The sequence below is a fragment of the Corynebacterium sp. HMSC076D02 genome (assembly GCF_001813815.1).
In the GTDB taxonomy this organism is placed as follows: Bacteria; Actinomycetota; Actinomycetes; order Mycobacteriales; family Mycobacteriaceae; genus Corynebacterium; species Corynebacterium simulans.
Window position 1 is genome coordinate 319,241 of record NZ_KV814065.1, and the last position, 25,902, is coordinate 345,142.

Below are 25,902 nucleotides of genomic sequence, written 5' to 3' on the forward strand. Positions count from 1 at the left end.
CCATCTCCCACGCGCCATCCCGGGGCAGCCACAAGTGGTAATTCGGAATGGAGTTGCCTGAGAAATTGCACACGGCGAGCAGCGCCGAGCCATCGTTGCCGTAGCGCACGTAACCCAAGACGTTATTGTTCGAGTCATCGGCCTTGACCCACTGGAAACCATCCTGCGTGAAGTCCTGGGACCACAGGGCAGGGGTGTTCTTGTAGACGGCATTGATATCGCGCACCAAGCGCTTGATGCCGCGATGCCATTCACCGCCCCAGCCTTCGAGGTTGGCCCAGTCCACAGAGCTGGATTCGTTCCACTCCGCGACCTGGCCAAACTCTTGCCCCATAAACAGCAGGTTCTTGCCCGGATGCGAGAACATATATCCGTACAGCGCACGCAAGCCTGCGGCCTTGTTCCAATCGTCGCCAGGCATGCGCGTCCACAGCGAGCCCTTGCCATGGACGACCTCGTCGTGACTAAACGGCAGCACGTAGCGTTCCGAATAGGCATAGACCATGGAGAAAGTCAGCTCGCCATGATGATGCTGGCGGTAGATGGGCTCGTGCTTGAAGTACTCGAGGGTGTCATTCATCCAGCCCATATTCCACTTCAGGGAAAAGCCGAGGCCGTCCTCCGAGGTGGGAGCAGTAACGCCCGGCCAAGAGGTCGATTCCTCGGCGATGGTCAGCACGCCGGGATGCAGGCGTTGCAGGGTAGCGTTTGTCTCCTGCAAGAACTGTACCGCTTCCAGGTTTTCGCGTCCGCCGTACTGGTTGGGCAGCCATACTTCACGTGAGTAGTCCAAGTAAAGCATCGAGGCCACCGCATCCACGCGCAGGCCGTCGACGTGGAATTCTTCGGCCCAATACAGCGCATTTGCTACCAAGAAGTTGCGCACCTCGTTGCGGCCAAAGTCAAAGACGTAGGTTCCCCAGTCGGCCTGCTCGCCGCGGCGGGGGTCGGGGTGCTCGTAGAGTGCCTGGCCGTCAAAGCGTCCCAGTGCAAATTCGTCTTTGGGAAAGTGCGCTGGGACCCAGTCGATGAGGACGCCGATGCCGGCGTTATGCAGGGCGTCGATAAGCGCACGCAACTCATCCGGGCAGCCCCAGCGTGCCGACGGAGCGTAGTAGCCCGAGACCTGGTAGCCCCAAGAACCGCCGAAGGGGTGCTCTGCCACCGGAAGCAGCTCGACGTGGGTGAAGCCATGCTCGAGGACGTAATCGATGAGCTCAGCGCGCAGTCTGTTGTAGTCGGCGCCTTGCTTCCAAGAACCCACATGCAGCTCGTAGATGCTCATCGGTACATCGAGATTGCCGTTACGAGCATCCATCCATGCGGAGTCATTCCATTCGTAATCGTTTGCCATGACTACCGAGACTGTCTCCGGCGGAGCAATCGTTTGCTTCGCCATCGGATCAGCCTTATCGATGCGCCGGCCGTCCGCGGTTTGAATCGCGAACTTATAGCGCTCGCCGGGACCGATGCCGGGGACGAAGAGCTCCCAGACCCCGGTTGCGCCCAAACAGCGCATCGGCGACTGCGCGGGATTCCAGCCGTTGAAGTCGCCTACTACGGCAACGCCTTTGGCATTCGGCGCCCACACCGCAAACGAAACACCTTCAACCCGGCCCAAATGCGTGTCGTAGCTGTGCAGATTCGCGCCAAGTACCTCCCAAAGCCGCTCGTGGCGACCTTCCGAAATCAGGTGCAGATCGAAAGTGCTGGCAGTGGGCAAGAACCGGTAGCCGTCGGCCACCTCGACCGGAGCCTGGCCTGGGTAAGTCACCCGGAAACGGTAATCCTGCTCCTGGTCTAGTGCGCTCTCCCATAGGTCGTGGCCTACAGCATTCATCTCGTGCACGGCAGTTTCGGTGACCAGCTCCACCTTCTCGGCGCCGGGGCGACGAGTTAAAACCGTGCCGTCGTGCCAGCCATAAAAGTCATGTGGGGCATGGTGGCGACACTCGTTGAGGCGGGCGAGATCTGCTTCCGGAATGTTCATGTGTTCACGTTACCTAAATCGAAGGAGACAGGACTTAAGGTCGATAATCGTTGACGTCGCGCCAGGCAAGGCGGTCCAAGGAATGCGGGTCAGCCTGCGGCAGCACGAACAGATGGGCGACGTCGCGCATTGGTTCGAGTCGCACGAAGTTGCGGTTGGACCAGTTATAGGCGGCGCCGGTAATGGCATCGTGGACGGTGTAGACGTCACCGTCGGCTCTGCCGATCGCTTCCATTTCTACGGTAACGGTGGCTTCTTGGGCATTGCGCGGATCCAGGTTGATCACGGCCAGGATCACGTTGCCCGTCGCAGGATCTGCCTTGGAGTAGGCAATGATTTTTTCGTTATCGACGTCGTGGAATTTGAGGTTGCGCAGTTGCTGCAGCGCGGGGTTCTCACGGCGGATGAGATTGAGAAGGCGAATATAGGATTCCAGCGATGCGCCACGGGTAGCCGCCTCCTGGAAGTTGCGCGGGCGCAGCTCGTACTTCTCAGAGTCCATGTACTCCTCACTGCCCGGCGCCACGGCCTCGTGCTCATAAAGCTCATAGCCGGAGTACACGCCCCATAGCGGAGACAGAGTCGCGGCCAAAGCCGCGCGGATAGCGAACATGGCCCGCCCGCCGGTCTGCAAAGACTCGTGCAGGATGTCAGGCGTATTCACAAAGAGGTTGGGGCGGCAAATATCCGCCTGCTCCACGTGCATCTTGGCAAACTCGGTCAGCTCGCGCTTCGAGGTTTGCCAGGTGAAATAGGTATAGGACTGGGTAAAGCCTGCCTTCGCCAAGCCGAACAGCCGTGGCGCGCGGGTAAAGGCCTCCGCAAGGAAGATGACCTCCGGATGGGTCACGTGCACCTTGTCTATGAGCCAGGTCCAAAAGTTTGCCGGCTTGGTGTGCGGGTTATCCACGCGGAAGGTGGTTACGCCCGCCTCGATCCAGATCATCACGATGCGGAAGATCTCGTTGTAGATCGCGTCTGGGTTGTTGTCGAAGTTCAGGGGATAGATGTCCTGGTACTTTTTCGGCGGATTCTCCGCATAAGCGATGGTGCCGTCAGCCAAGACAGTGAAAAACTCTGGGTTCGTCTTGGCCCACGGATGATCCGGTGCGGCCTGGAGCGCCAGATCCAGCGCTACCTCGAGCCCCAGGTCCTGCGCGCGAGAAACCAGCTTTTTGAAATCGTCCATCGTGCCCAAGTCTGGGTGAGTGGTGGAATGATCTTGAATTGCCCACGGCGAGCCGACGTCGCCCGGTTCAGCCACCACCGAGTTGTTCTTGCCCTTGCGGTGAACCTTTCCGATGGGGTGAATCGGCGGGAAATACACTGTGTCGAAGCCCATGTCTGCGACTCGCTCCAACGCTTTGGCCGTGGTCTTGAAAGTGCCGTGGACTGGGTTGCCTTCTTCATCCCAACCGCCCGTAGAACGCGGGAAGAGCTCATACCAAGAGTTATAAAGCGCTTCTCGGCGCTCGACCAGTACCTCGTGGACCTCGCCTTCCACGAGCAAATCCCGCAAGGGGTGCGCATGCAGTTTCTTTGCCACGGCGTCGGAAAGCGCTGCCTCGACGCGCGAGGACAGGTCCAAAGACTCATTCGCTAGCGACTTAGCAACATCGGGCATTCCCGCCCGCTCAAAAAGCTCCGCGCCATGGAGGAGATCGTTGGAAAGCTCGGCGGCCGTCTGCCCCGCAGCCATCTTCTTTTCCACCGCATTGCGCCACGTTGCCATCGGGTCTGACCACGCATCGATACGGAAGAACCAGCGCCCACAGGTAAGCGGAGTAAACACACCATGCCTACGGTCAGGGTCAATTGGGTCTTGGTCCATGGTCACCGAGGAAACCGAAGGGGATTCGGTATTCCACACCGAAAGGGTTGCCGACACCGCATCATGGCCTTCCCGCCAGACCAACGCGGTTACCGGAACCACCTCATTAACCACGGCCTTAGTGGGAGAGAAGCTAGGACGGACATCATCGATGGCGAGGCGTGTAGTCATGCCCTTTAGAGTAGTGCAGCTGTGTCAGTTTCACCGGGCAACCAGAATTTCCGCCACAATATAAGACGTGAATGCTGTGAATAACGAAACAATGCCCGTAACCGACGAAGATTGGCTCATCGACTTTCGCGGCGTCGAGCTGCGCCGTGGCGGAAAAACCTTGGTGGGCCCAGTCGATTGGCAAGTAGAGCTCGACGAGCGTTGGGTCATCATCGGCCCAAACGGCGCCGGCAAGACCAGCTTGGTCCGCATGGCTTCTGCGGAAGAGTTTCCTTCTAAAGGAACCGCCTTTTTGATGGGCGAGCAGATCGGCAAGACCGACATGCGCGATCTGCGTGCCGCAATCGGCATTTCTTCCGCCGCAGTACAGCACCGCATTCCCGACGGCGAGCGAGTCGACGACCTCGTTATCTCCGCCGGCTATGCAGTCTTGGGACGCTTCCGCGAGGAATACCAAGACATGGACTTTAGCCGCGCCTTCGAAATTCTTGACCAGGTGGGCGCCCGCCACTTGGCCGAACGCACCTGGGGAACCCTATCGGAGGGTGAGAAGAAGCGTGTCATCTTGGCTCGTGCCCTTATGTCCAACCCTGAGCTACTCATTCTCGACGAGCCTTCCGCTGGCATGGACTTAGGAGGCCGCGAGGATCTCGTGGGCTACTTGGGCGATCTGGCAATGGATGCCGATGCACCGGCAATCGTCATGATTACCCACCACGTTGAGGAAATCCCTTATGGATTTACCCATGCGATGATCCTCGATGAGGGTAAGGTCGTGGCGAAGGGACTAATCAATACGGTCCTTACCTCAGAAAACCTTACGCAGGCTTTCCACCAACCAATTCAGGTGGATCGAATCGGTGAACGTTACTTCGCTCGCCGCATACGCTAAACGGAACTTTGCATGACCCGACCCATTCACGAGAGCCTTGACGCGATCGACCACAGCGAAACCACCGGTTTTAACGGTGGACGCTTGGCCGCTACCGTCCTGCTGCTGCGCGACGGTCAAGAAGGGCTCGAGGTTTGGCTCCAGGAACGGGTCTCCACGATGCGCAATTACCCGGGGCACGCAGTGTTTCCGGGCGGGGGAGTAGACCCCCGCGATTTCCCGCCAAGAATGTGGAGTTCCGGCGATCTCTGGGCGGGCCGCTCCGTTATTTCCTTGGCCCGTCGCATGGGCGTTACCAAATACAAGACCCATGCCTTGGTCTTCGCCGCCATCCGAGAACTCTTCGAGGAATCCGGTACCTTGCTCGCCGTTCGCGATGACGGAATCGTCTCCGACGCCTCGCGCTATCACCGCGAACGCGTCATGCTGGAAACTCACGAGATTTCCTTTACCGAATTCCTCATGAACAACGGCATGCGCGCCGACGCCGACATGCTCATGCCGTGGTCTCGGTGGGCGGGCGAAGACTGCGGACAATGGTTCGATACCTTCTTCTTCATCGCCGTTCTACCGGAAGGCCAAGAGCCCGACGGCGATACCACGGAGGCAGACGACGCCGGATGGTTCCCGCCCCGCCTCGTCCTTGACGGGTGGCGCGCCGGGCTGGTCCGCCTGGCCCTTCCCACCTGGGCGCAAATGCTGCGCCTGAGCAATTACTCCACGGTGCGAGAAGCGCTTGACGACGCCTCCTTCTCCGACCTTCGCCCCATCATCGGCGACCCCGAGCACGACCCGCGCTACCGCGAATTCTTCAGCACTCAACCCGTAGACAGAATATGAGTTATACCCTCGCCGAGATCGACTTCTTAGTCCAGCACCAACCGGAGATAGCGGGCCTTGACCTTGAATTCAGCAAGGCTTCCCAATTAGGCGACGTCGCCAAGCTCCAGCAACAATTCGGTGAGCACGCCCGTGCCGTAGCCGAACTCATCAAAGCCCGAAACAGTAAAAAGCTGCCCAGCGACTGGCTTATGGACTCCGATTCCGTGCAGCAGGCCACCCCGCTCGAGGTAGCCAAACATCGTGCCGCTTTCTTGACAAGCCTGGGGGTCGAACTCGTCCACGATGTCACCTGTTCCATCGGTACCGAAGGGGCTGCGTGGGCTCCAGGAAAATATGTAGGCTCTGACCTCGACCGTTCGCGCATCAAGATGGCGCAGCACAACACCCCGCATCCCTTCTTCTGCGCAGACGCTTTGACGCAGAGCTCAACGGCACCCGTTATCATCGCCGATCCAGCGCGCCGAAGCGGCGGCAAACGCATTACCGATCCCGCAAAGCTCCTGCCGCCGTTGCCCGATCTTCTGGCGGCACACGAGTGCGAACTCGCCGTCAAGTGTGCCCCCGGCCTCGACTTTTCAGATTGGCAAGGTTTGGTATCCGTCGCCAGCGTCGACGGCAACGTCAAAGAGGCCTGCCTGTATACACCTGGTCTGGGCGTTGGCCGCAGCGCAGTCATGATCAAAGGTGGAAAGGCTGATGTTCTCTCCAGCACCGACTTCGACGAGGCCGACCTGCCCGAAGCCGGCGACATTGGCACCTACATCATGGACCCAGACGGCGCGGTTGTACGCGCGGGGCTTGTGCGCCACTACGCCAAGCGCGAAGGCCTCCATCAGCTGGACCCGCGCATCGCTTACCTGACAGGGCAACGCATCCCGGCAGGCACGTCCGGATTTGAATTCATCGAGGCGGTGCCAGTCAAGAAACTCAAAGCCGCACTGCAGTCACACGATGCTGGCTCCCTCGAGATACTGGTCCGCGGTCTAGACGTCGACCCCGATCAGCTGCGGAAGAAGCTTAAGCTCAAGGGAAGCCGTTCCATGGCCGTCATCATGACACGCATCGGAACTAAGGGAATCGCGTTGCTGTGCGGACCACGAGTAGTATCGTCCGAGGATAATTACGCAACATAAATCTATCGGAAAGGGAAGTGTCCAATGCCCGCAATCGTGGCTCTGGTCAAACACGTACCGGATACCTGGTCCACCAAGTCCCTCGAGGAAGACCACACCCTCGACCGCACGAGCGTCGACAACGTCATCGACGAGGTCAACGAGTATTCCGTCGAGCAGGCACTGCGCATCAAGGAAGCAAACCCAGACTTCCGCGTCGTCGCAGTGACCATGGGCCCTGCCGGCGCTGACGAAGCTTTGCGCAAGGCCCTCGCGATGGGCGCAGACGACGCAGTACACGTGCTTGACGACGCCCTTTCCGGCGCCGATGCACTCTCTACCGCCTGGACGCTCAACGCGGCCATCAACACCATCGAGGACGTCCAGATCATCACCCTGGGCAACTACTCTTCGGATGCTTCCACCGGCCTGCTGGCTGGCCTGCTCGCTGAGTACCGCCAGCTTCCGGCGATGACCGAGCTGAAGTCCCTGAGCCTCGAGGGCGGCGTCCTGCGCGGTGTGCGCGAGGACGCTCACGGCCACTGGGAGCTGGAGGCAGCCCTGCCTGCTATCGCGACCTTCACCGATAAGGCCGATAAGCCGCGCTTCCCGAACTTCAAGGGACTCATGGCGGCCAAAAAGGCCGAGATCACCACCCTCGACGTGGCCTCCCTTGGCATCGATGCCGTGGCACCAACCACCACGGTGACAGCCGCCGCCCAGCGTCCTGCCCGCACCGCGGGTGAGGTCATCACCGAGCCGAATCCGCAGGAAGCCGCAAAGCAGATTGCCGACTTCCTCGCCGCGAAGAACCTTATCTAGGAGCCGAAAATGTCTCACGTATACGTACTTGTAGAGCACGAAGATAACGCCCTTAGCCCTGTTACCGGTGAGCTGATTACCGCAGCGCGTGCGCTGGGTACCGTTTCCGCAGTCGTCGTCGGCAAGCAAGCAGATGCCTTCGATTCCGAGCTGGCAGCCCTTGGCGCCGCACAGATCGTGCAGGCAAGCGCTGAGGACTACGAGCACCGCATCATCCTGCCCGAGGTCGATGCCCTGCACGCCCTCGCCGCCGCGAACCCAGCCCCAATCGTGCTAGCTGCGACCCCGACCAACAACGAGATTGCCGGCCGCCTTTCCGCGCGTCTGGCTTCCGGCGCCCTCGTCAACGTCGACGAGATTAATGCCGACGGCTCCGCACACCTGACCATCTTCGGCGGTTCCTACGAGACCACTGCTACAGCGTCTGGCGCGAGCCCGATCTACACCCTGCGCCCAGGCGCAGTCGCCGCGGATCCGCAGCCGGTGGCCGTCGCTCCGGCGCCGATGCCCCTGCCGGCCGCAACTGCCAAGGACGTCACCGTCACCTCCTTTACCCCGCATGAGAAGTCTGCTCGTCCGGAGCTGACTGCCGCGAAGGTAGTTGTCTCTGGTGGCCGCGGCGTCGACGACAACTTCTCCACCATCGTGGAACCGCTTGCCGACGCCCTCGGCGGCGCCGTCGGTGCCACCCGCGATGCAGTCGATCAGGGCTTCTACGACCCAGCACACCAGGTGGGCCAGACCGGCGTCACGGTTTCCCCGGATTTGTACATCGCGCTTGGCATCTCCGGTGCTATCCAGCACACCTCCGGCATGCAGACCTCCGGCACCATCGTTGTGGTTAACCAGGATCAGGACGAGCCTTTCTTCCAGATCGCTGACCTCGGCGTCGTCGGTGACGTCCATGAGATTTCCCCGGCTTTGGTCGCTGAGCTGGAGTCCCGTAAGTAATGTCGCACTACTTTGACTATGCGGCTACTCAGCCGATGCGCCAGGTGGCCATCGATGCGTGGGTGGCCGCCTCTGGCGCGGTAAACTCCGGCGCGCAGTATGCCTCTGGCCGAAAGCCCGTTCCGTGCTTGACGACGCCCGCGAGAAAGTCGCGGAAATTCTTGGCTGCGAGCCGATCGAGGTTATCTTCACCTCTTCCGGCACCGAAGCCGACAACATCGCCATCCAAGGCTTGTACCGTCTGGGCACCACCAACCGCGTGGTTTCGACTCCTATCGAGCACCCAGCCGTGCGCGATAGCGTTGCCCAGCTGCCGGATGCACAGGTCGATCTTCTGCCCGTCGATCGTTATTCCCACGTCAGCGACTTCTCCGCGCTAGATACGCCTGCCGACGTTGCCACCTGCATGTGGGCAAACAACGAGACCGGTGCCATCCAGCCAGTTGCCGAGATCGTGCGCCGCGCAACTTTAGTTGGCACCCCCGTTCACATCGACGCAGTGCAGGTCACAGGCAAGCTGCCCATCGACTTCCACGAGCTCGGTGCTACCACGCTCGCGGCGAGCGCCCACAAGTTCGGCGGCCCACGTGGCATCGGCTTGCTGCTTGCAAAACGCAGCCCAGCCCCGCAGCCCATCGCTTTCGGAGGCGGCCAGGAGCGCGGCATCCGCCCGGGCACCGTGGACGTCGCCAGTGCCTCTGCTCTTGCGGCAGCGCTCGAGGAGTCTGTTTCCGAGATCGATTCCGAGACCAAGCGCGTCGGTGCGCTGCGTGACCAACTGCGTGCCGGCATTCTCTCCAGCATCGACAACGTCATCCTCAATTGCGAGGAACCTATGTTGGCTTCGCACCTGCATGTGTCCTTCCCCGGCACCGATGGCGACAGCCTCATCATGTTGCTCGATTCCTTGGGCATCGAGGCCTCGACCGGCAGCGCCTGCCACTCGGGCGTCAACCGCATGTCGCACGTCCTTGAGGCGATGAATGTGTCCGACTCTGATGGAATCGGTTCGCTGCGTTTTACCCTTGGTAGGAACACAACGCCTGCCGACGTCGAGTACGTCCTGGCGCAGCTTCCCGACGTCGTCAAGCGCGCCCGCAGCGTATAAGTACCGACCTCCCAGGTACTTAACAGCCTATTTGGCCAGCGCAGGCCTATGATTTAGGAGTGAATTTCCTCCTTGGCCTGCCGCTGGCCGAACCCGTAAATGGGGCGATATATGCGGTCATCGTGGTTCTTTCCGCGATAGTTGTTGCATGGGCGCGCAAGATTGTGCCTGTTGTTTTGGCTTTGTTTATATCGGTTGGTGCCTGGTATTTCCTCCAGCATTGGGATATCCCTGCTCATGTCTTCGTCGCCTCTGGTATCTGCCTCGCCGCACTGCTGCGTAAGCCGAAACTTTCCACGTCGCTCGCGGGCATCGCATCACTCGTTGCGGTCGTCGGGCTAGTCAACCTCGAGTACCAGACCTATCCCACGGTCGGTTCCCTCGATCCGCGACCGGTGGCCCAAACTATTCCCGCCTCCGAACTAGCCTCGCACGCGGGCAATTCTGCCGGTCTGGTTCATCTCGACTTACCAAGCCAGGGATTCAAAGCCCGCGAAGCTATTGCCTATTTGCCGCCGGCCTATTGGAGCGGAAAGCGCCTGCCGGTGCTCGTATTGCTCCATGGCAATCCCGGTGGCCCAACCCAGTGGTTTGGATCTGGCGAAGCCGCACAGACCGCCGATGAATTTCAGAAGGCAAACGGGGGAGTATCGCCCATCGTCGTAGCAGTTGATGCCACCGGTTCTGAAACCGCCAACCCTGTTTGCGCGGACTCTCAATCCACCAAGGTAATGACCTATCTGACCAAAGACGTTCCAGCCCAGATCAAAAAGCAATTGCGCGTTGACGAAGACCAGTCGCATTGGACGCTCGGCGGCCTTTCCTACGGCGGTACCTGTACTTTGCAGGTCGCCACCAACCATCCCGAGGCCTTCGGAACTTATTTGGACTTCTCCGGTGAGGCGGAGCCGACCATCGGCAAGCATGCCGATACCGTCCAGAAGTTCTTTGGCGGAAACGAGCAAGCCTTCCAGGCGCAAAATCCGGCCTTCTTGCTGAAGAAAAATCGCTATCCCGGGCTCAGTGTCGTCTTCTTTGCCGGCGACAAGGACAAGCCCGCGATTGCTGCTCAAAACCAACTTGCTGAGCTCGTTCGCGGGGCAGGCGGAAAGACTTATGTCGGTGCTCTAAGCGGTGGCCACTCCTTCGGGGTGTGGCGCCCAGCATTGCGTCAATCCTTCGCTTTTGCTGCGCGCCGCGGGGGACTTACAGCCGTCCATGACCCATTCCGTGGAATCGAGGACAACGATGTTCATGCTTAAGCGATTTCCCGTAACTCTGCTCTTGATTGTGCTCATGTGGGTTCTCCACTTCGTGGACAATGATTGGGTTGAGGCAACCGGTTTGACCACCGTCACAATTGGCGGATCCGTCGTTGTAACCTTCTTCGCCATTCTTTTCGGTGGCCCTGCCGAGCGGGTCTTGGGCAGCAGGAAATACCTCGTCGTTGGCCTTTTCCTTCAGCTTCTTTCGTTACCGATTGCCTTTTTCATCGCGCGAGGCGTCGAAGTATCGGGCCTGAACCGATGGGGCGACGATCTCCTCAACAGCTACCTCTTTACACCAATCGGCTGGATTTTCGGCTCTGCGATGTATGCCTCCGCGAAGATGCCGCGCCTGTGGAAGCGCCGTTTTCGGGTTATCATCCTCGTTCTTGCGTTCACGAACGTCTTTTATGCCGGCTCGATGGCCGACATCTTGGGACTTACTGCCGCGGTATTCGGCCTCTTTTTAGGCCTGTGGCGTCATCCGCGGGAGACCGCAAAGCCCTCGTTGCGCGAGCGGCGCGTGCTCGTAGCTTTCATCCTCATCGCGGTTGCCATTAGCCCGGTGCTGGTTGCTATCAATCCAATCGCCGAAGGCCCATTTTCCCTTCTCACCGAGCTGATGTGGGGGCCTGCGCTTTCCGACGTCGCGGTTGCGGTTCTCTGCACTCTCGACGAAACGTCCAGGGACTGTATATCCGCGGCTGACGTCGCACGCATGCATGGTGTCGGTCCCTTGCTTGCCAACCTCATGCCGCTGCTTATCCAACTTGTATTGTGTTTCGGGCTCGTGCGTGGCCGCCATGCTGCGTGGGTACTTTCGTGCCTCATCCAAGTTGCTTCCTTGGCCTTCCTGCTCGTTCAGCTGTGGGACCTAGACCAAGACGGTTTCTTCATCTACGGGCTTAACCTGTTTGAAGCCCTGTTGCCCTGGTTGTTCTGCCTCGCTGTGCTCATGTACTCCCGCCGGCTCTTCCAAGTTCGTGAAGCGCCGCAGATTATTAAAAAGCACGCGGCTTGGCTGGGCGGGGTATTCCTTATTTGTTCTGCCACCTGGTTGCTTTCTACCTTGTTGTTGAAGTCTGCCTTTGTGGGCGGGGCGTCGCTAAGCGCAGCGTTGGCGGAGTGGCCGTTGCGCTTCTTGCCTGTAGTAATAACGCTCGTCTCTCCCCATGAATTGGTGCCGGCAAGTGGATTTGGCTGGTTTGTCTATTCGTGGGTCGGCAACGTGTGGTGGCTGTGCGTCATTTGGGCGCTGTGGCGGTGCTTCTCCGCGCCCTCGGACCCGCAACGGGAATCGGACCGCTCGCGGGCACGGGAAATCCTGCAGCGCCGAACTGGCGATCACCTATCCTTCATGACCTTGTGGGAGGGAAACAGATATTTCTTCGCTGGCGATTCCTTCGTGGCATATCGCGCTTCCAATGGCGTTGCTTTGACATTGGGTGGACCGGTTGGCGATGACATCTCTCGCGAGTTCGAGGAGTTCGTCAAATCTCAGGGACTAACTCCTGCGTGGTATTCGGTGGCAAGCGATTTCGCGGTTTCTCATCCTGGATTGAAGCGGCTTCAGGTCGCGGACGAGGCGGTGTTGAGCTGTGAAAACACGGAGTTCAAGGGCAAGAAGTTCCAGAATATCCGCACCGCGCGAAATAAGGCAGCAAAAGAAGGCGTGAGAACCGTGTGGACCACGTGGGATCAACTCGATGTTGCTGTTGCCGCCGCTTTGGTCACGCTAAGCGAAGAATGGGTCGGCGAGAAGGCCCTTCCGGAGATGGGCTTTACTCTGGGAGGTATCGACGAGATGCAGGTTTCAGGTACTCGTCTCCTTTTGGCTCTAGACGATGATGGTCTGGTGCACGGCATGACCAGCTGGCTGCCGGTGCGGCGTGATGGGCAGTTGGTGGGCTACACCCTCGATGTGATGCGCCGTAATGAGCGAGGTTTCAAAGGGGGTCATGGAGCTTTTGATTTCTGAGGCACTGGTTATCGCGGCGGGTGAGGGCTGTGAATGGATTTCGCTTTCGGGCGCTCCGTTGGCAGGGACGACCGAAAATCCTTCGACCTTAGATTCACTGCTGATGAAACTCGGCGAGCAGATGGAACCGCTTTACGGCTTTCGGTCTTTAGCCGCAAGCAAGCGCAAGTTCCAGCCGGAGGAGCACAAGTGGTTCCTGTGTTATGAGGATGAGTTATCCCTCCCAGCGATTGGCCTCGCGGTGGTCCATGCTTACCTTCCGAATCTGAAGGCCACCGAGGCGCTTAAGGCACTTCGTCATTCAAACACTTAGCGTGCGCCTCCCTTCGCCGGGATTCAATGGCTTGGGCAAACGTTTGTACCCAGTTGCGCTTCTTGGGCGCTAGCGGGCCGGTCGGTTCGTCATACTCCCAGTGCCCATCGTCGAAGAGCCAGACGATGTCCCCGGTGAGTGGGTCCATGATGTAGTTGGCTCGGCCATCGGTCTTGATGTTGTGATGGTGCTGGCAGAGGCTCGCGAGATTCGAGCCTGCGGTTGGTCCGCCTTCGGCAAAGTTGATGCGGTGATCCTTCTGGCAGTCCTGCGCGGGTCTGTCGCAGTGTGGCATGCGGCAAGTGCCATCGCGGCCTTCGATGAAAGCGCCGATGGTAGAAGGTGTGGTGTAGCTAGGGCTCTCCGCGGTAGCGGCCTTGGCCATGTCACGTACGACCTTTGGCTCGAAGGAATCTGCGATCTCGGGAGAGACCCAGCCGGCACCCTGGATGAAAGCGGGTGCATTGGGAATATCCGAGGCGCGGTACATATTCAGGATGACGATGGTCTCGGAGTTAGCCTCTCCACGGATGAGTTTTTCGAGCGCTTCTGCAGGAGTTATCTCCAGTTTCTCGGCGGTGTCCTTTATGCGTTGGTCGAGCTCATAGGCAGTTGCTGGTTCGTATTCGGCGCTAATGGCTTCTTTTCCACCGGGCACAGGGTAAGTGGAGTAAGAGTTGTTGGCTTCTTCCTCGCCCTTTTCAGGATCTACTTCTGGAGCGAGGAGTTTGATGAGGTCATGGATAAAGGTGCGGATGGCACGGCTAGAGGGCAAGACTTCTGCTGGGCTGGTGGGAGTGAAGAACTCACAAAGGGCTTCATCGACGCGTTGGAGAATCTCGGGAGTGGGTGCGCCTAGCTTGTTAAGGGCGGAGTCGATAGTGCACAGGCGTGTCATATCGAGGAAGTAGGAATCGAGCTGCATCGTACGCAGGCGTGGAAGTTCGCGTAGGCGATAGAGCGCGAAGGCGATGTTTTTAATTTTGGTTTTCCCAAGGCCGGTATGTGTGGCCAAACTATGGATAACTAGTTCGATGTCAGAATCGAGATCGGGGAGGTTATTTTCCCATTGTTCGAACTCGAGCTTACGGATGTTGCGGGCTGAGGTTGCTAATGTGCTGGAAGGGTCATTTACAAGGTAATATGCTTCCAATTTTCCATACCCCCGTTGGAATAAACTGCCTTGAAATCTTCATGCCCTCATTATATCCAGCCCACCGAGCCCAATCAACAGAAAATCGAAAATATGTACGACTGATAAGGGACGGAAAAACTGGGCAAAAATAAAAGCAAAGATACGCGTGTTACTAAAGGGGATTGTGTTGTTTCGTCGGTACAGTAGCGCGCATGACTTCATCTAAGGGAATGCGCAAGGCTATCGTCGCCGTTGTTGGTTCTGTGGCGCTTGCTATCGCAGGCACGATGACAGCCGGCGCCTGGACCTCCGGTGCGACCACGGGTATCGATATCGCAAACCATCAGCACCCGGGCGGGGCTCCGATCAACTGGGGCGAAGTAAAGTCCGACGGCCAGTCCTTTGCGTTCGTTAAGGCGACCGAGGGCTCCGACTGGACGAATCCCCACTTCATCACCGACTCGAACGCTGCCGCAGCGAGCGGTCTGAAGGTTGGTGCTTACCACTACGCGCGCCCGGCGTCGTCAGCCACGCGTCAGGCTGCACACTTCGCTGCACAGCTTGCGCTGGTTCCGAATCAAACGCTGCCGCCCGTGCTTGATATTGAGGTTGATGAAGGTCTTTCTTCGGCACAGCTCGAGCAGTGGATCCGTGATTTCACCACGGAGCTGCGCACGCTAACCGGCCGTACCCCGATGATCTATACCTATAAATACTTCTGGATGGGGCAGATGGGGAACACCACGGAGTTCTCCGACATGCCGCTATGGCTCGCGGCCTACCAGGATGAGGCGCCGGATCCAGTCGGTGGCTGGAATAAGATTTCCTTCTGGCAGCGCTCCGGCTCTGGCCGCGTCAACGGCATTACCGGTCCGGTCGATATGAACGTCTTCAACGGCAACGAGGGCCAGCTGGATTCCTTCAGTAACGGCAACTACCTGGACATCGGTGGCATCCTTGAGGGGCTTGTGCTTGGCGACGACGCGCCAGACCTGAGCTCCAATAGCGCACCGCTGATCGGCGCGATCCTCGCATTGGCAGCAGGCATCATTGCGAGCCCGCAGCTTATCGATGCCGCGCAGCAGGCAGGTTTGGACGGAAACGCAGCACGTGTATTTACCGACTTTGTCAAGCAGCTAACCCAGAACGGTAACCTGCCGATTGAGGACCTGGTTGGCATGGCCTCAGGTGACTTCACCGTCGGTGACCTTGCAATCCTTCTAGACAACGCCGGCCACGTTGCCACCGCCAACGGTGCCAACCCGAACCAGGTCGAGCAAGCACAGGACGCTGTTAATCAGCTCGCGCAGTAGCGCCTTGCATGAAGTTCGCGGTCCACGCCTCGTCCTTATAGTGGGCGGGGACAGCGCCGGATAGCAGTGATTTTGCCAGTTGTGCGGCTTCCACGGAGCCGGCAGCTGGCATTTCGCGATCTGAGGCGAGAAGAACGATGTTGCCGTAACGCCGTCCCTTGAGCATCGGGGGATCCGCGATTACGGCCACGTGCTCGAATACCTCCTTCATTCCGGCCAATTCCGACTTTGCGATTTTGAGATTTCGGTGATCTCCGCAATTGGCAACGTAGAGTCCTCCAGGCGCCAAGGCGCGGTGGACCGATTGAAAGAACTCGCGGGTAGTAAGCGGATGCGGGGTCTTATCGCCAGCGAAGACATCGCGAATAATGACGTCGCGGCTAGCGGGTGCGAAGCCATCGGTGACCGCGCGAGCTTCGCCGGCGCGGATTTTGACGGTGGGGGAACGGGGGACGTCGAAAAGCGTGCGTACTAATTCGCCGAGCTTGGCATCGAGTTCCACTACGGTATGGCGGGACTTGGGCCAAATGCTGGCGAAATAGCGAGGGAGCGAGCAGCCTGCACCACCCAGATGTGTCATGCGGAGGGCATCGGGTGCCACTGGCAGAAGCGTTTCGACTGCGGCGGCAATCCAGCGCATGTATTCAAACTCGAGGATTTCCGGTGCGCCCAACACGATGTGGCTTGAAGGTACTCCATTGACCATAAGTGTGTATCCGCTATCGTGGTACTCGTCCGCCACCACCTCCGCGGTGCCCGTAGAAATTTCGTAGGTGCCAACGAGATCGTCCTTTTTGCGCATGCATTTAAGCTTAATGGGTTGGAAGAGTAAGCTTGGCCGCCGAAGAAAAGGAGTTTAAGTGCGAGTTCTCGTAGCGATGTCAGGCGGAGTCGATTCCTCTGTGGCCGCGGCCCGCGCCGTGGAAGCAGGCCACGATGTGGTGGGAGTGCATTTGGCACTGCATAAAGACGCACAACAAACCCGCGAAAAGGCCAGGGGTTGCTGTTCCTTGGAGGACTCTGCAGACGCGCGTCGCATCTGTGACAAGCTGGGTATTCCTTTCTACGTTTGGGATTTTTCCGAGCAGTTTAAGGAAGAGGTCATCGGGGACTTCGTGGATTCTTATGCCCGCGGCGAGACTCCGAATCCGTGCCTGCGCTGCAACGAGAAGATCAAGTTTCGCGCGCTACTCCAAAAAGGTATGGCGTTGGGCTTCGATGCCGTAGCAACGGGCCATTACGCCACGCTTGACGACGCTGGCTATATGCGCCGTTCCAAGGATGAAAACAAGGATCAGTCCTATGTTTTGGGCGTTATTTCCGCGGAGGAACTAGAGCATTGTTATTTCCCGATCGGCGATACCCCAAAGCCGCAGATTCGCGAGGAAGCGGCGCGGCATGGCTTTTCCACGGCCAAAAAGCCTGACTCCTATGACATCTGCTTTATTCCGGATGGCAATACGCAGGCATTTTTGGGCTCGCGGATCGGGCTGCGTCCGGGCATGGTCGTGGACCAGGAGGGCCAGGAGCTCAAACAACATGACGGTGCATGGAACTACACCATCGGTCAGCGCAAGGGCCTTGACATCAAGGAGCCTACGGCGGATGGTCGCCCGCGCTATGTCACCGACATCGATGCAGCGAGCGGCACTGTGACCGTGGGTTCGCGCGAGGACTTGGCGGTGACGAGGATTCAGGCAGATCGCCTGAAGTATCTGCACCCGGCCATGGACGGCGAGCTGGAATGCGAGGTTCAGGTTCGCGCGCACGGATCGGTTGTTCCCTGCAAGGCGTTTGTGGACCGCGATGGCGACAAGATGACGCTGGAGCTAAAAGAACCGCTCTCCGGTGTGGCACGCGGCCAAGCCGCAGTGCTGTACCTGCCAAGCCCCGATGAGCTGGGGGATATCGTCCTCGGTTCCGGCACCATCTGCGGGACGGCATAGTGACGGGATTTTCGCTGGGTCCGATGCGTGGGGTTTCCATGACGGAGGCCGCCGACATCGTGATGGGCGAGTCTGGACATCTGCCGGCGATTCCGCAGCTTTCCGAGCGCGGGCTTGGTGCGGATGCCGTGGGTTCTACGGCCGCGCTTTTAGAAGCGGTCAACGTTGACCGCGGCCCACGCGCGTGGCAGATGACCCAGCGCCCACAGTTGATGATGCGACGCACATGGGATCTATGGGAGCGTGACTTGGACGCCATCCAAGAGGTATGGGGCGAGTCTGTTCCCGTCTTAAAGTTGCAGGTTTTGGGGCCGTGGAGCTTAGCAGCGGCGGTAGAGCTTGCGAATGGGCACCGCGTGCTTTCCGACGCCGGTGCTACCCGCGATCTGCATGAAGCCCTGCAGATGGGCATCGCGGATCACGTGAAGAAGCTGGTGCGTCGCTTCCACGGTGAGGTGCGGGTGCAGGTGGACGAGCCTTTACTTGGCGACGTCCTCGCCGGCAAGGTTCCCGGTACCACCGACTTTGACGAGATTCGCGCGGTCCCAGCGGAGGTTGCTCGGGAGAAGCTGAAGGAGCTGGGCGCGGATTACCTAGTCGCGGGACCGCATTGGGAAATCGCCGATGCCGCGGAAACATTCGTGACTGACTTCGTTGGGCTCGACACGGCAAAGAACATCGATGGACTTGGCGAGTTCTTAAGCGAAGGCAAGCGAATCGGTTTCGCAATCGCGGGCGTCGATGCGCGGGCAGAAGCCGTGGCTGTGGCCCGGCACTTTGACCGCATGGGAATGCCACGGCAGCTCCTGGTGGATGCGGTGGACGTGGTGCCAAGGGAGGCGTCGGCAAGCACGCTGCGCTCGGCTGTGGAGACGGCGGGCATGTTGGTGCGCGACGCCGGTGATCTATAGCTAGTCGACCCTGCCGAGCTTGTCGGTGGAGTTGAAGAAGAGCTCCATGTAGGGGATGACGAATTGCAGCTCACCGTGGGCGGCGGGCTCGATGAGGTCAGCGTCTATGAGTCTTTGGCGCGTTGCCGAAAGCGAGCGGACCGTGCGGCCTTGGCTTTCTGCAATTTCCGTAATCGTGGCGATGCCATCAACGGAAGCGCTAGACATCGAGTCAAGGAACTGGCGCTGAGCAGGAGGCAGCGAGGACGCGGCGGGCAAGTGCACTTGAGTGCACAGAATGGAAATGGCCTCGTCGGCGATGCTGTCTACGTCTGAAGCTGCAATCTTGGTCTCGTCGCGTGCGTTTGCGCGCTCCCAAGCCAAGGAACCCACCAACTGAACGAGGTATGGGTAGCCCTTCGACAGCTCGACGGCCTTGCTGATGGCCTCCGATGAGAAAATAAGGCCCGAGTCAGCTGCGGTGGCAGTAAAGGCTTCGGCGGCGTTGCCTGCAGAAAGCGGACCTAGAACGAATCTTTGGGCGCGGCGCAGGAAAGTAACGCCTGGGAGATCGAGCAGGCGGTTGACGCCTTGCGGCAATCCAGCGGCGACAAAGGAAATGTCGAGCTCATCGCGCAAGAGATCCTGGTAGGCCACTGCGATAGAAGTGAGATCTTCTACTGAGGCGTCTTGCACTTCGTCGATGCTGAGCAGAATTCCGACCCCGGATAGTTGGGCGAGGAGATCGCGGAGGCGGGTATTCAACGTGGGCTTATAAGGCTCATCCGTGTTGTGCTCCAGGCCGATTGAGCCGACCCCGCCGATTCCGATTCGGTTGATTTTCCGCTTATCTCGGGGCGCGAGTTGCTCGATCAACCGCGGAATGGTGGTCTCGACGAGCTCCTCGACCATGTTGGTGCGCCCAGAAGCCCGAATGCATATCCAGCCTTGTGTTTTCGCAGAATCTTCCAGTTCATTGAGCAGAACCGTCTTCCCGATACCGCGTGCACCGCTGACGATCATCGTGCGAGCGGAGGCGCCGGCTGGGGACTGCAGGGCATTGCGGAATGCATCGAGCACAGCAGTACGGCCCACCCAATAAAGAGGCGGAACTCCGAAGGTTGGGCGAAAAGGATTACTGCGGATGCTCATAGACGGCAAGGCTACCTCAAACAAGGAGATTTGGGAGATTTGGGAGACTTTTTGGCGGCCGGAGATTTGGGAGACTTTCCGTGAAAGGCCACCTTTCCAGCATAAAGTGCCGTCATGGCTACCAAAGCGTACCACCAGAACACGCTGAGATCGGAGTTCCAAGGCAGGGTTCGCCCGAGGAGAGCAACGACAATGCAGGTTATGCAAACGTCGACTATGCGATTTGTGGATACTGTTTTAGTTCTCACGAGGTGCCACGCAATGTTCAGCAGAAGACCGATAATTACTACAAGTGAAAACATCAATCTAGCTCCCCAAAAATAGTGCGTGCGAGTTCTTCAGTGCCCTTCTCAGTGTCGTTTGAGACGAAGGCTACTTTTGAACTCTGCGGATCGATAATGAGCATTGTCGAATATCCGTAAGTGCCTCCGTTGTGCCAGTAACCAGCGGGAACTGGGGCCTCGTTGTCTTGCCAGCCATGCTGGAAGTCGCCATGTTCGATGAGCCAATTGGCGAACAGGCTCATGTCTTTGGGTGTTGACCGAATACCGCCGGCGGCGCCGCTTGCTGGAAATTCCCAGGGTTGAGCCTTTTGTCCGCGACTGGTGTAGCCACGCGGGGCATCGGAAGGAACGCTGCCTGGGGTCATGAGGTAAGTCTCCTGCATTCCAATCGGTGCAAAGATTTTCTCTTGCAGCAGTTGTTCGAAAGGCTTACCGGAAGCCTCTTCCAAGATGAGCCCGAGAAGTCCGTAGCCGAGGTTGGAATAATTCTCTTCGCCGCGACCTGCGAGGTCGGAGGAAGTGGCGGCATCGATGAGTTGCTCTTTAGTTTCTTTCGCGTAGGGGTTGCCTCCTGTGAGCATGGTGGAGATTCCGGTAAAGGGATTAGTTGCAGCGAGTCTTGGTAGCCCAGATGTGTGCTCCATTAGCTCTTCGATGCGCACATCGCTGATAGGGGAATCGCCGGTATCAAGAAACTGACCAACCCTAGCGTCGTATTTGAGGTTGCCTTCAGAGACCTCTTGGCGGATGAGTTCCGCGGTGAACATCTTGGTTACCGAACCGATTTCGACCTCGGTATGTTCGTCGGCACCAAGGCCTGCGAAGGAGGTCTCGCCGTTCGCCAGTGTAAAGGTCGTCAGATTGTGGTGTCCGCGCTGCGCATTGTCACGCAGCTTCTGGGCTAGGTCGGTCGAGCCAGTGGCCTCGGTTGCCAGGGCAATGCGGTGAGGGCCTACCAGGACAAGGCCGGATGCTACGAGAGCAGTGACCAGGAATCCGATTGCGAGTTTGCCAATGGAAAAGTTCATTAGTGCGCCTCCGTCGCGGTGATGATTGTCATGAGGGGGATGACGCGGGTCGGCCGGATTTCGAAGGTGCCGGACTTGGATTTGGCGATCCACCCGGCGCTGCTGAGTTCGTTGAGGTGGTGATATGCGGTTCCTGTGGAGCTAGCCAGCCTCTCCTGTACAAGGTCGCTGGCGCTGGCGGGTGCACACAGGAGGCGACGCAGGATCTCCGCGCGGGTGGGATGTGCGATGGCGGTAAGACGCTTGATGTTTTCTTCCCAAGACTCGTCGGTGACGAATTGGGTGGGGCGCTGCCATTGGTATTTGTACTCGCGATTGCCGATGGTGACGTCGCCGCCAAAGATGACGGAGCCGTCGGGAATGCCGGGCCCTTCTTCGAGGGCCTCGACGAGCCAGTAGCGGGAATCGGATTGTGTTTCTACATGCGTATTGCCTTCAAGAGTGGCGACTCGCTGTTCAAGAGATGCGAGTCGCTGCTCAAGAAGGTTCGAAGAGGTACTGGAATTCATATTTCTAGAATTCCAGAATTGTAAAAAATCTGCAATGTTTAGCTAATCATCGGCCACGCTGTGGAGACGTCGCTTGCGTTCTTACCTTGACCTTCCAGGTATTTCTTGAAGGATTCACGGTCCTTGTACCACTCGACTGCTTGGTACTCCATGAGCTCGTCGGTGCTCATTTGGGACAGCTCGGGGTAACGCTGGCGGACCTGCATCCACGCGATACGAGCTGCGGCAAGGGCGTCGGAAGTTGCTTCGTGCGCGTTTTCGAGGGTGACGCCGTAGTGTGCGGAAACGTCGCCAAGCGTGCGCTTGCCCTTGCGCCACTTGTCCTTGACGCGATCAACTACGAAAGGATCGAAAACAGGGCCGGTGACGGTGAAGTCACCGGTGAGCGCGCGCAGGACGGAGAGATCGTAGGCGGCGTTGTAGACGATGAGGGTGAGGCCATCTTCCCATGCCTGCTTGATGGAGCGGACGGTCTCTTCGAGGACTTCGTCATGCGGTTGGCCCTCGGCGCGGGCCTTCTCAGTGGTGATGCCGTGGACCTTTGCAGCGGCCTCAGGGATTTCAACGCCTGGGTCGGCGAGCATTTCGCGTTTGTCCACTTCACGGCCATCAATACGGACCAATGCGGAGGTGACGATTCGTGCTTCTTTTGGGTTTACGGAGGTGGTTTCGAGGTCGAAGGAGAGCATGCGGCTGGCGTCGAAGTTCATGTGGAACACTCTAGCGCTTCGGCCAGACATGGAGTCTGGCTAGACTGTTTCACTGTGACTAATCCAGTAGATATCCAACGCGAATGGTCCGAACTAGCGCAGGAAGTGCGCAAGCACCGGGAGCTTTATTACAACGGTGAGCCCGCGATTCCAGATGCAGATTTCGACAAGCTTTTCCAAAAGCTTCTGCAGCTAGAGGCAGAGCATCCGGAGTTGGCGGTTCCGGATTCTCCGACCCAGCAGGTCGGCGCGACCCCAGCCGAGGGCGTGGATATTGAGCACCTGGAGCGCCTCTACAGCTTGGACAATGTCTTCGATGAGGCAGAGATGCAGGATTGGCTGGATAGGACTCCGGCGAAGTCCTATCTGACTGAGCTGAAGATTGACGGACTTTCCATTGATTTGGTTTACCGCGGCGGCAAGCTTGTTACGGCTGCAACGCGTGGCGACGGCCGCATTGGCGAGGATATCACTGCGAATGCGCGGGTTATTCCGGATATCCCGCATGAACTCAGCGGCAGGGATGGATATCCCGTTCCGGAGTTGGTGGAAATCCGCGGTGAGGTCTACATGCGCCCGGACGAGTTTGAGGAGATTAACGCGGCACGCCGCGAAGACGGCAGGCCGACCTTTGCTAATCCGCGCAATGCGGCAGCGGGCGGATTGCGCATGAAGGATCCGAATGAGGTGAAGAAGCGTCGCCTGCACATGGTCTGCCATGGCATCGGTGCCCGTGAGGGTTTCGAGCCGACCTCCCAGCATGATGCGTACAAGGCGCTGGAGGCCTGGGGTTTACCGGTTTCGCCATATACAAAGAAGGTTAGCTCGGCTGCAGCCGTGCAAAAGGAAGTGAAGTATTGGGCGGAGCATCGTCATGATGCTTACTTCGAGATGGATGGTCTCGTGGTCAAGGTCGATGACTTGGCTTCACAAAGGGCGCTGGGCGCGACGTCGCGTGCGCCGCGCTGGGCCATCGCGTACAAGTACCCTCCGGAGGAAGTGACCACGAAGCTACTGGACATCGAGGTCGGTGTGGGACGTACCGGCAGGATAACGCCGTTTGCAGTGATGGAACCGGTATTCGTGTCTGGTTCGACGGTGTCGAAGGCAACCTTGCACAACCAGTTCGAGGTCAAGAACAAGGGCGTGATGATTGGCGATACCATCGTCATCCGCAAGGCCGGTGAAATCATTCCTGAGGTGCTGGGGCCCGTTCTTGAACTGCGCGACGATAGCGTGCATGAGTGGGTGTTCCCGGAAAACTGCCCATCCTGTGGCACGAAGTTGGCACCGCAAAAAGATGGCGATCAAGACTGGCGTTGTCCCAATACGCGCAGCTGCCCGGCGCAGCTTTCCGCCCGCCTGGAGTATTTGGCTTCCCGCAAAGGCATGGACATTGAGGCCTTGGGTGAGAAGGCCGCCATTGACCTCATCGAGTCGGGCGTGCTTGTCGACGAAGCGGAACTCTTCGATTTGGATGAGGAAAAGCTGCTGCAGTCTTCTGCCTATACGACCAAAGCGGGCAAGCTCAACGCGCAAGGCAAGAAGCTGCTGAAGAACTTGGAAAGCGCGCGGCAGACTGACTTTTGGCGCGTGCTGGTGAGCCTTTCGATCCGCCACGTTGGCCCGATTGCCGCGCGTGCACTGGCGACGAGGTTCGGGTCTATGGAGGCGCTGCGCGCGGCGTCGGAAAGCGAGCTGGCGGACACCGACGGTGTGGGCGGGATTATCGCGGCGTCGTTTAAGGCGTGGTTCGAAATCGACTGGCACCGCAACATTGTGGAAAAGTGGGCTGCCGCAGGCGTAACCATGGAGGATACCGCTACGGAGCAACACGAGCAGACCTTGGAAGGCTTGACCATCGTGGTGACGGGCACGCTGGAGGACTTCTCCCGCGACTCGGCCAAGGAGGCCATCATCGCAAGGGGAGGAAAGGCTTCTGGCTCGGTGTCGAAGAAGACCGATTACGTCGTGGTTGGTGAGAATGCCGGCTCGAAGGAGACGAAGGCACGCGATCTGGGCCTGACCATCTTGGATGAGGAGGGCTTTAAGGAGCTGCTGGAAGCTGGGGCGTAAACCACTTTACGTTTTGTAAGGTGGTTGCTACTCTGATGAATGTCAGGTTAGGAGTAGTGAAGGAGCACGCCATGACACAGCGTTTTAGTGGTAGGAAATTGGGTCTTCCAAGTGGCCTGAGCGAAGCTGAGGGGTGGGGCTTCGTGAAGATTGGGTTAGCGACCGCAATTTTCCTAGTGGTGAATTTTCTTATAGACACGCAGGGGTGGGGAGCCTTAGTGCGTGTGATTTTGCTGTTTATATGGCTCGCTTGGGTGTGGCGCTTTCGCGATGAGCAAACCAAGAACCGTCGTGTTCACCCTCGGGGATTCGGGCGCATCTACGCATTGAGTGCAATCCCTCCGCTAGCGTTAGCCATTTTCGGGGGTTGGCTGTGGAATGGAGAGACAAACGATCTGGCTGATGTGGTTGTAGTCGTGATTGCCAGTGCTTTGTCCGTAGCTCCAATCACGCTTTTGGGTCTATGGTTTGTAAACCAGGCTCGTAAAAACGCATAGGGGGATAAAGCGATGGACTTATCGCAAGCGCGAAATGGCCTTGATGGAACGCTGCATTCTCCAGTGCGGTTGAGCATCCTTGGGGCGCTGAATTCAGTTGACTCGGTTGACTATCAGACGCTAAAGGATGCCCTTTGCGTCAGCTATTCGCTTTTGACAAAGCACGTTGGAGTCTTGGAACAGGCCGGCTTGGTAAAAGTGGATAAGCAATTTGTTTCCCGCACGCCGGTAACCAATCTAAAACTTACGAAACAGGGCAGGCAGCAATTTGAGGACTACCTGCTCTGTTTGGATAGGATTGTTCAGGGCTTGACGGCTGAGCCGATAGATTAGCGGAGGAAAGCACCCAAAATCGTGCCGAGATTGCCCAAGTGATCCACTTCGGAGGCTAGGTAATCCGGCCCGCCGACGCGGCCCATGACGATGACGTAGTTGGTGCCAACCAGTGGTGCTGCGGCCAGCGCAGAATCGAGAAGTGACCAAGACTCGGGGATCCACTCCTCGCGGTCTGGGTTCAAGATTCGGGCGGTGTCGACGTCAATGCTTTCGGGGATGGTGCCGTCGTCGGCGGGAGCGGCATCGGAGCCAACCACGCGGCTGATGGGGGCATTGTTGTTGATTACGATGGCCCAGTTAGAGGTAAGTGCCTTCGGGATTGCGGCGCATACTTCCTGCATAGCGGCGGTGACGTTCTTCTTGGAAGCGACGTCGGCAAGCAAGCTAATCTGGCCGCGGCGATCGACGCGGCCGCTGAAGGGGCGGATCGAATCGATATCGACGCCGTCGACGCCTTGGGCGGCGGTGATGATTTCATCGGCCATTGCGCCCTTGGGTAGCTCAATCACGATGTCATCCATGACTGAACCATCAGGGAAGTTTTCCACGATGTCGACGGATTCGATATTGGCGTCGACGTTGCCTAAAGCGTCCGCTAACTTGCCTAAGCTACCGGGGGTATCGGGAAGGAGGACACGGACGAGGAAGGACATTTTTAACTTTCGGTCGTAAGAATAGTTTTCACTATCGTACAAGCCCAATTCCACAGTGTTCAATAGAAATTTTCTGGAAAACCGGAATTAAATTCGC

The 25,902-nt window shown here is 58.4% G+C and carries 23 protein-coding genes and 1 pseudogene; 15 read left to right on the top strand and 9 right to left on the bottom strand.

Annotated features, from left to right (window positions below; all coding sequences use genetic code 11):
- Together glgB and HMPREF2935_RS09385 are read right to left on the bottom strand one after the other, a co-directional pair.
- A partial coding sequence (gene glgB, locus HMPREF2935_RS09380) for a 1,4-alpha-glucan branching protein GlgB (RefSeq protein WP_070732907.1) occupies positions 1–1,990 on the bottom strand: 1,990 nt, incomplete at its 3' end.
- Positions 1,991–2,024: 34 nt separating this feature from the next.
- On the bottom strand, positions 2,025–3,992 hold the full coding sequence (locus tag HMPREF2935_RS09385; protein ID WP_070732910.1) for a maltotransferase domain-containing protein: 1,968 nt from the start codon (positions 3,990–3,992) through the stop codon (positions 2,025–2,027).
- Between the two features lie 91 nt (positions 3,993–4,083).
- Here HMPREF2935_RS09385 and HMPREF2935_RS09390 point away from each other — a divergent pair, with 91 nt between their 5' ends.
- The 9 genes and pseudogenes from HMPREF2935_RS09390 to HMPREF2935_RS13725 all read left to right on the top strand — a co-directional run bounded on the left by HMPREF2935_RS09390 (position 4,084) and on the right by HMPREF2935_RS13725 (position 13,276).
- Positions 4,084–4,884 (top strand): ABC transporter ATP-binding protein, encoded by an 801-nt coding sequence (locus tag HMPREF2935_RS09390; protein WP_062041113.1) that lies wholly within the window; start codon positions 4,084–4,086, stop codon positions 4,882–4,884.
- A 12-nt stretch (positions 4,885–4,896) separates the two neighbouring features.
- Positions 4,897–5,724, top strand: a complete 828-nt coding sequence (locus HMPREF2935_RS09395; RefSeq protein WP_070732912.1) for an NUDIX hydrolase — start codon at positions 4,897–4,899, stop codon at positions 5,722–5,724.
- A complete protein-coding gene (locus tag HMPREF2935_RS09400) occupies positions 5,721–6,860 on the top strand; it encodes a THUMP-like domain-containing protein (RefSeq protein ID WP_061922025.1) in 1,140 nt (379 codons plus the stop codon). The genes HMPREF2935_RS09395 and HMPREF2935_RS09400 overlap by 4 nt, the downstream gene beginning before the upstream one ends.
- Before the next feature lie 24 nt (positions 6,861–6,884).
- Positions 6,885–7,661: an electron transfer flavoprotein subunit beta/FixA family protein gene (locus tag HMPREF2935_RS09405; protein WP_062035278.1), complete on the top strand. Its 777-nt coding sequence runs from the start codon at positions 6,885–6,887 to the stop codon at positions 7,659–7,661.
- A 9-nt stretch (positions 7,662–7,670) separates the two neighbouring features.
- Complete coding sequence (locus HMPREF2935_RS09410) at positions 7,671–8,612, top strand: electron transfer flavoprotein subunit alpha/FixB family protein (RefSeq protein ID WP_070732914.1); 942 nt, start codon at positions 7,671–7,673, stop codon at positions 8,610–8,612.
- Positions 8,612–9,720, top strand: a pseudogene (locus HMPREF2935_RS09415) (cysteine desulfurase family protein). The gene HMPREF2935_RS09410 and the pseudogene HMPREF2935_RS09415 overlap by 1 nt, the downstream one beginning before the upstream one ends.
- A gap of 59 nt (positions 9,721–9,779) precedes the next feature.
- Entirely contained in the window at positions 9,780–10,982 is a 1,203-nt protein-coding gene (locus HMPREF2935_RS09420) for an alpha/beta hydrolase (protein ID WP_070732916.1), read from the top strand.
- Complete coding sequence (locus HMPREF2935_RS13720; RefSeq protein WP_256380781.1) at positions 10,975–12,963, top strand: DUF2156 domain-containing protein; 1,989 nt, start codon at positions 10,975–10,977, stop codon at positions 12,961–12,963. Before HMPREF2935_RS09420 ends, HMPREF2935_RS13720 begins: the two co-directional genes overlap by 8 nt.
- Positions 12,944–13,276, top strand: coding sequence for a phosphatidylglycerol lysyltransferase domain-containing protein (locus HMPREF2935_RS13725; protein WP_256380782.1), 333 nt, complete (start codon positions 12,944–12,946; stop codon positions 13,274–13,276). Before HMPREF2935_RS13720 ends, HMPREF2935_RS13725 begins: the two co-directional genes overlap by 20 nt.
- Here the strand turns inward: HMPREF2935_RS13725 and HMPREF2935_RS09430 are convergent.
- A complete protein-coding gene (locus tag HMPREF2935_RS09430; protein WP_070732918.1) occupies positions 13,248–14,429 on the bottom strand; it encodes an HNH endonuclease signature motif containing protein in 1,182 nt (393 codons plus the stop codon). The two genes, HMPREF2935_RS13725 and HMPREF2935_RS09430, sit on opposite strands and share 29 nt — an antisense overlap.
- Before the next feature lie 194 nt (positions 14,430–14,623).
- On the opposite strand from HMPREF2935_RS09430, the gene HMPREF2935_RS09435 reads away from it, so the two are divergent.
- Positions 14,624–15,724 (top strand): glycoside hydrolase family 25 protein, encoded by a 1,101-nt coding sequence (locus tag HMPREF2935_RS09435; RefSeq protein ID WP_083313214.1) that lies wholly within the window; start codon positions 14,624–14,626, stop codon positions 15,722–15,724.
- Here the strand turns inward: HMPREF2935_RS09435 and HMPREF2935_RS09440 are convergent.
- Positions 15,705–16,526, bottom strand: coding sequence for a spermidine synthase (locus tag HMPREF2935_RS09440; RefSeq protein WP_070732921.1), 822 nt, complete (start codon positions 16,524–16,526; stop codon positions 15,705–15,707). The two genes, HMPREF2935_RS09435 and HMPREF2935_RS09440, sit on opposite strands and share 20 nt — an antisense overlap.
- Positions 16,527–16,584: 58 nt before the next feature.
- On the opposite strand from HMPREF2935_RS09440, the gene mnmA reads away from it, so the two are divergent.
- Both mnmA and HMPREF2935_RS09450 read left to right on the top strand, forming a co-directional pair.
- Positions 16,585–17,670: a tRNA 2-thiouridine(34) synthase MnmA gene (mnmA, locus tag HMPREF2935_RS09445; RefSeq protein WP_061922052.1), complete on the top strand. Its 1,086-nt coding sequence runs from the start codon at positions 16,585–16,587 to the stop codon at positions 17,668–17,670.
- Between the two features lie 23 nt (positions 17,671–17,693).
- Entirely contained in the window at positions 17,694–18,581 is an 888-nt protein-coding gene (locus HMPREF2935_RS09450; RefSeq protein ID WP_070518698.1) for a uroporphyrinogen decarboxylase/cobalamine-independent methonine synthase family protein, read from the top strand.
- On the opposite strand, the gene HMPREF2935_RS09455 is transcribed toward HMPREF2935_RS09450, so the two are convergent.
- From HMPREF2935_RS09455 to HMPREF2935_RS09470, 4 genes are all read right to left on the bottom strand, one after another.
- Complete coding sequence (locus HMPREF2935_RS09455; RefSeq protein ID WP_070732923.1) at positions 18,582–19,712, bottom strand: ATP-binding protein; 1,131 nt, start codon at positions 19,710–19,712, stop codon at positions 18,582–18,584. It abuts the gene before it with no gap.
- A 301-nt stretch (positions 19,713–20,013) separates the two neighbouring features.
- Positions 20,014–21,024, bottom strand: a complete 1,011-nt coding sequence (locus HMPREF2935_RS09460; protein WP_141744852.1) for a serine hydrolase domain-containing protein — start codon at positions 21,022–21,024, stop codon at positions 20,014–20,016.
- Positions 21,024–21,533 carry an ArsR/SmtB family transcription factor gene (locus HMPREF2935_RS09465; protein ID WP_061922059.1) on the bottom strand — a complete coding sequence of 170 codons (510 nt, stop codon included), beginning with the start codon at positions 21,531–21,533 and terminating at the stop codon, positions 21,024–21,026. The genes HMPREF2935_RS09460 and HMPREF2935_RS09465 overlap by 1 nt, the downstream gene beginning before the upstream one ends.
- A gap of 38 nt (positions 21,534–21,571) precedes the next feature.
- Complete coding sequence (locus HMPREF2935_RS09470) at positions 21,572–22,243, bottom strand: 3'-5' exonuclease (protein WP_061922062.1); 672 nt, start codon at positions 22,241–22,243, stop codon at positions 21,572–21,574.
- Positions 22,244–22,297: 54 nt separating this feature from the next.
- On the opposite strand from HMPREF2935_RS09470, the gene ligA reads away from it, so the two are divergent.
- The 3 genes from ligA to HMPREF2935_RS09485 all read left to right on the top strand — a co-directional run bounded on the left by ligA (position 22,298) and on the right by HMPREF2935_RS09485 (position 25,149).
- On the top strand, positions 22,298–24,319 hold the full coding sequence (gene ligA, locus HMPREF2935_RS09475; RefSeq protein ID WP_070732925.1) for an NAD-dependent DNA ligase LigA: 2,022 nt from the start codon (positions 22,298–22,300) through the stop codon (positions 24,317–24,319).
- 71 nt (positions 24,320–24,390) lie between these two features.
- Entirely contained in the window at positions 24,391–24,816 is a 426-nt protein-coding gene (locus HMPREF2935_RS09480) for a hypothetical protein (protein ID WP_070732928.1), read from the top strand.
- A 12-nt stretch (positions 24,817–24,828) separates the two neighbouring features.
- On the top strand, positions 24,829–25,149 hold the full coding sequence (locus tag HMPREF2935_RS09485; RefSeq protein WP_070732930.1) for a winged helix-turn-helix domain-containing protein: 321 nt from the start codon (positions 24,829–24,831) through the stop codon (positions 25,147–25,149).
- On the opposite strand, the gene HMPREF2935_RS09490 is transcribed toward HMPREF2935_RS09485, so the two are convergent.
- Positions 25,146–25,805, bottom strand: a complete 660-nt coding sequence (locus HMPREF2935_RS09490) for an ACT domain-containing protein (protein WP_070732932.1) — start codon at positions 25,803–25,805, stop codon at positions 25,146–25,148. The genes HMPREF2935_RS09485 and HMPREF2935_RS09490 overlap by 4 nt on opposite strands.
- Positions 25,806–25,902 lie beyond the last annotated feature (97 nt).

Coding starts and splice junctions, on each gene's coding strand:
- HMPREF2935_RS13720 (WP_256380781.1), top strand. CDS start 10,975: ATGCTTAAGCGATTTCCCGTAACTCTGCTCTTGATTGTGCTCATGTGG.
- HMPREF2935_RS09400 (WP_061922025.1), top strand. CDS start 5,721: ATGAGTTATACCCTCGCCGAGATCGACTTCTTAGTCCAGCACCAACCG.
- HMPREF2935_RS09450 (WP_070518698.1), top strand. CDS start 17,694: ATGCGTGGGGTTTCCATGACGGAGGCCGCCGACATCGTGATGGGCGAG.
- HMPREF2935_RS09465 (WP_061922059.1), bottom strand. CDS start 21,533: ATGAATTCCAGTACCTCTTCGAACCTTCTTGAGCAGCGACTCGCATCT.
- HMPREF2935_RS09385 (WP_070732910.1), bottom strand. CDS start 3,992: ATGACTACACGCCTCGCCATCGATGATGTCCGTCCTAGCTTCTCTCCC.
- HMPREF2935_RS09405 (WP_062035278.1), top strand. CDS start 6,885: ATGCCCGCAATCGTGGCTCTGGTCAAACACGTACCGGATACCTGGTCC.
- HMPREF2935_RS09390 (WP_062041113.1), top strand. CDS start 4,084: ATGCCCGTAACCGACGAAGATTGGCTCATCGACTTTCGCGGCGTCGAG.
- HMPREF2935_RS09440 (WP_070732921.1), bottom strand. CDS start 16,526: ATGCGCAAAAAGGACGATCTCGTTGGCACCTACGAAATTTCTACGGGC.
- HMPREF2935_RS09460 (WP_141744852.1), bottom strand. CDS start 21,024: ATGAACTTTTCCATTGGCAAACTCGCAATCGGATTCCTGGTCACTGCT.
- HMPREF2935_RS09490 (WP_070732932.1), bottom strand. CDS start 25,805: ATGTCCTTCCTCGTCCGTGTCCTCCTTCCCGATACCCCCGGTAGCTTA.
- HMPREF2935_RS09410 (WP_070732914.1), top strand. CDS start 7,671: ATGTCTCACGTATACGTACTTGTAGAGCACGAAGATAACGCCCTTAGC.
- HMPREF2935_RS09455 (WP_070732923.1), bottom strand. CDS start 19,712: ATGAGCATCCGCAGTAATCCTTTTCGCCCAACCTTCGGAGTTCCGCCT.
- HMPREF2935_RS09485 (WP_070732930.1), top strand. CDS start 24,829: ATGGACTTATCGCAAGCGCGAAATGGCCTTGATGGAACGCTGCATTCT.
- HMPREF2935_RS09470 (WP_061922062.1), bottom strand. CDS start 22,243: ATGAACTTCGACGCCAGCCGCATGCTCTCCTTCGACCTCGAAACCACC.
- HMPREF2935_RS13725 (WP_256380782.1), top strand. CDS start 12,944: ATGGAGCTTTTGATTTCTGAGGCACTGGTTATCGCGGCGGGTGAGGGC.
- HMPREF2935_RS09395 (WP_070732912.1), top strand. CDS start 4,897: ATGACCCGACCCATTCACGAGAGCCTTGACGCGATCGACCACAGCGAA.
- HMPREF2935_RS09480 (WP_070732928.1), top strand. CDS start 24,391: ATGACACAGCGTTTTAGTGGTAGGAAATTGGGTCTTCCAAGTGGCCTG.
- HMPREF2935_RS09435 (WP_083313214.1), top strand. CDS start 14,624: ATGACTTCATCTAAGGGAATGCGCAAGGCTATCGTCGCCGTTGTTGGT.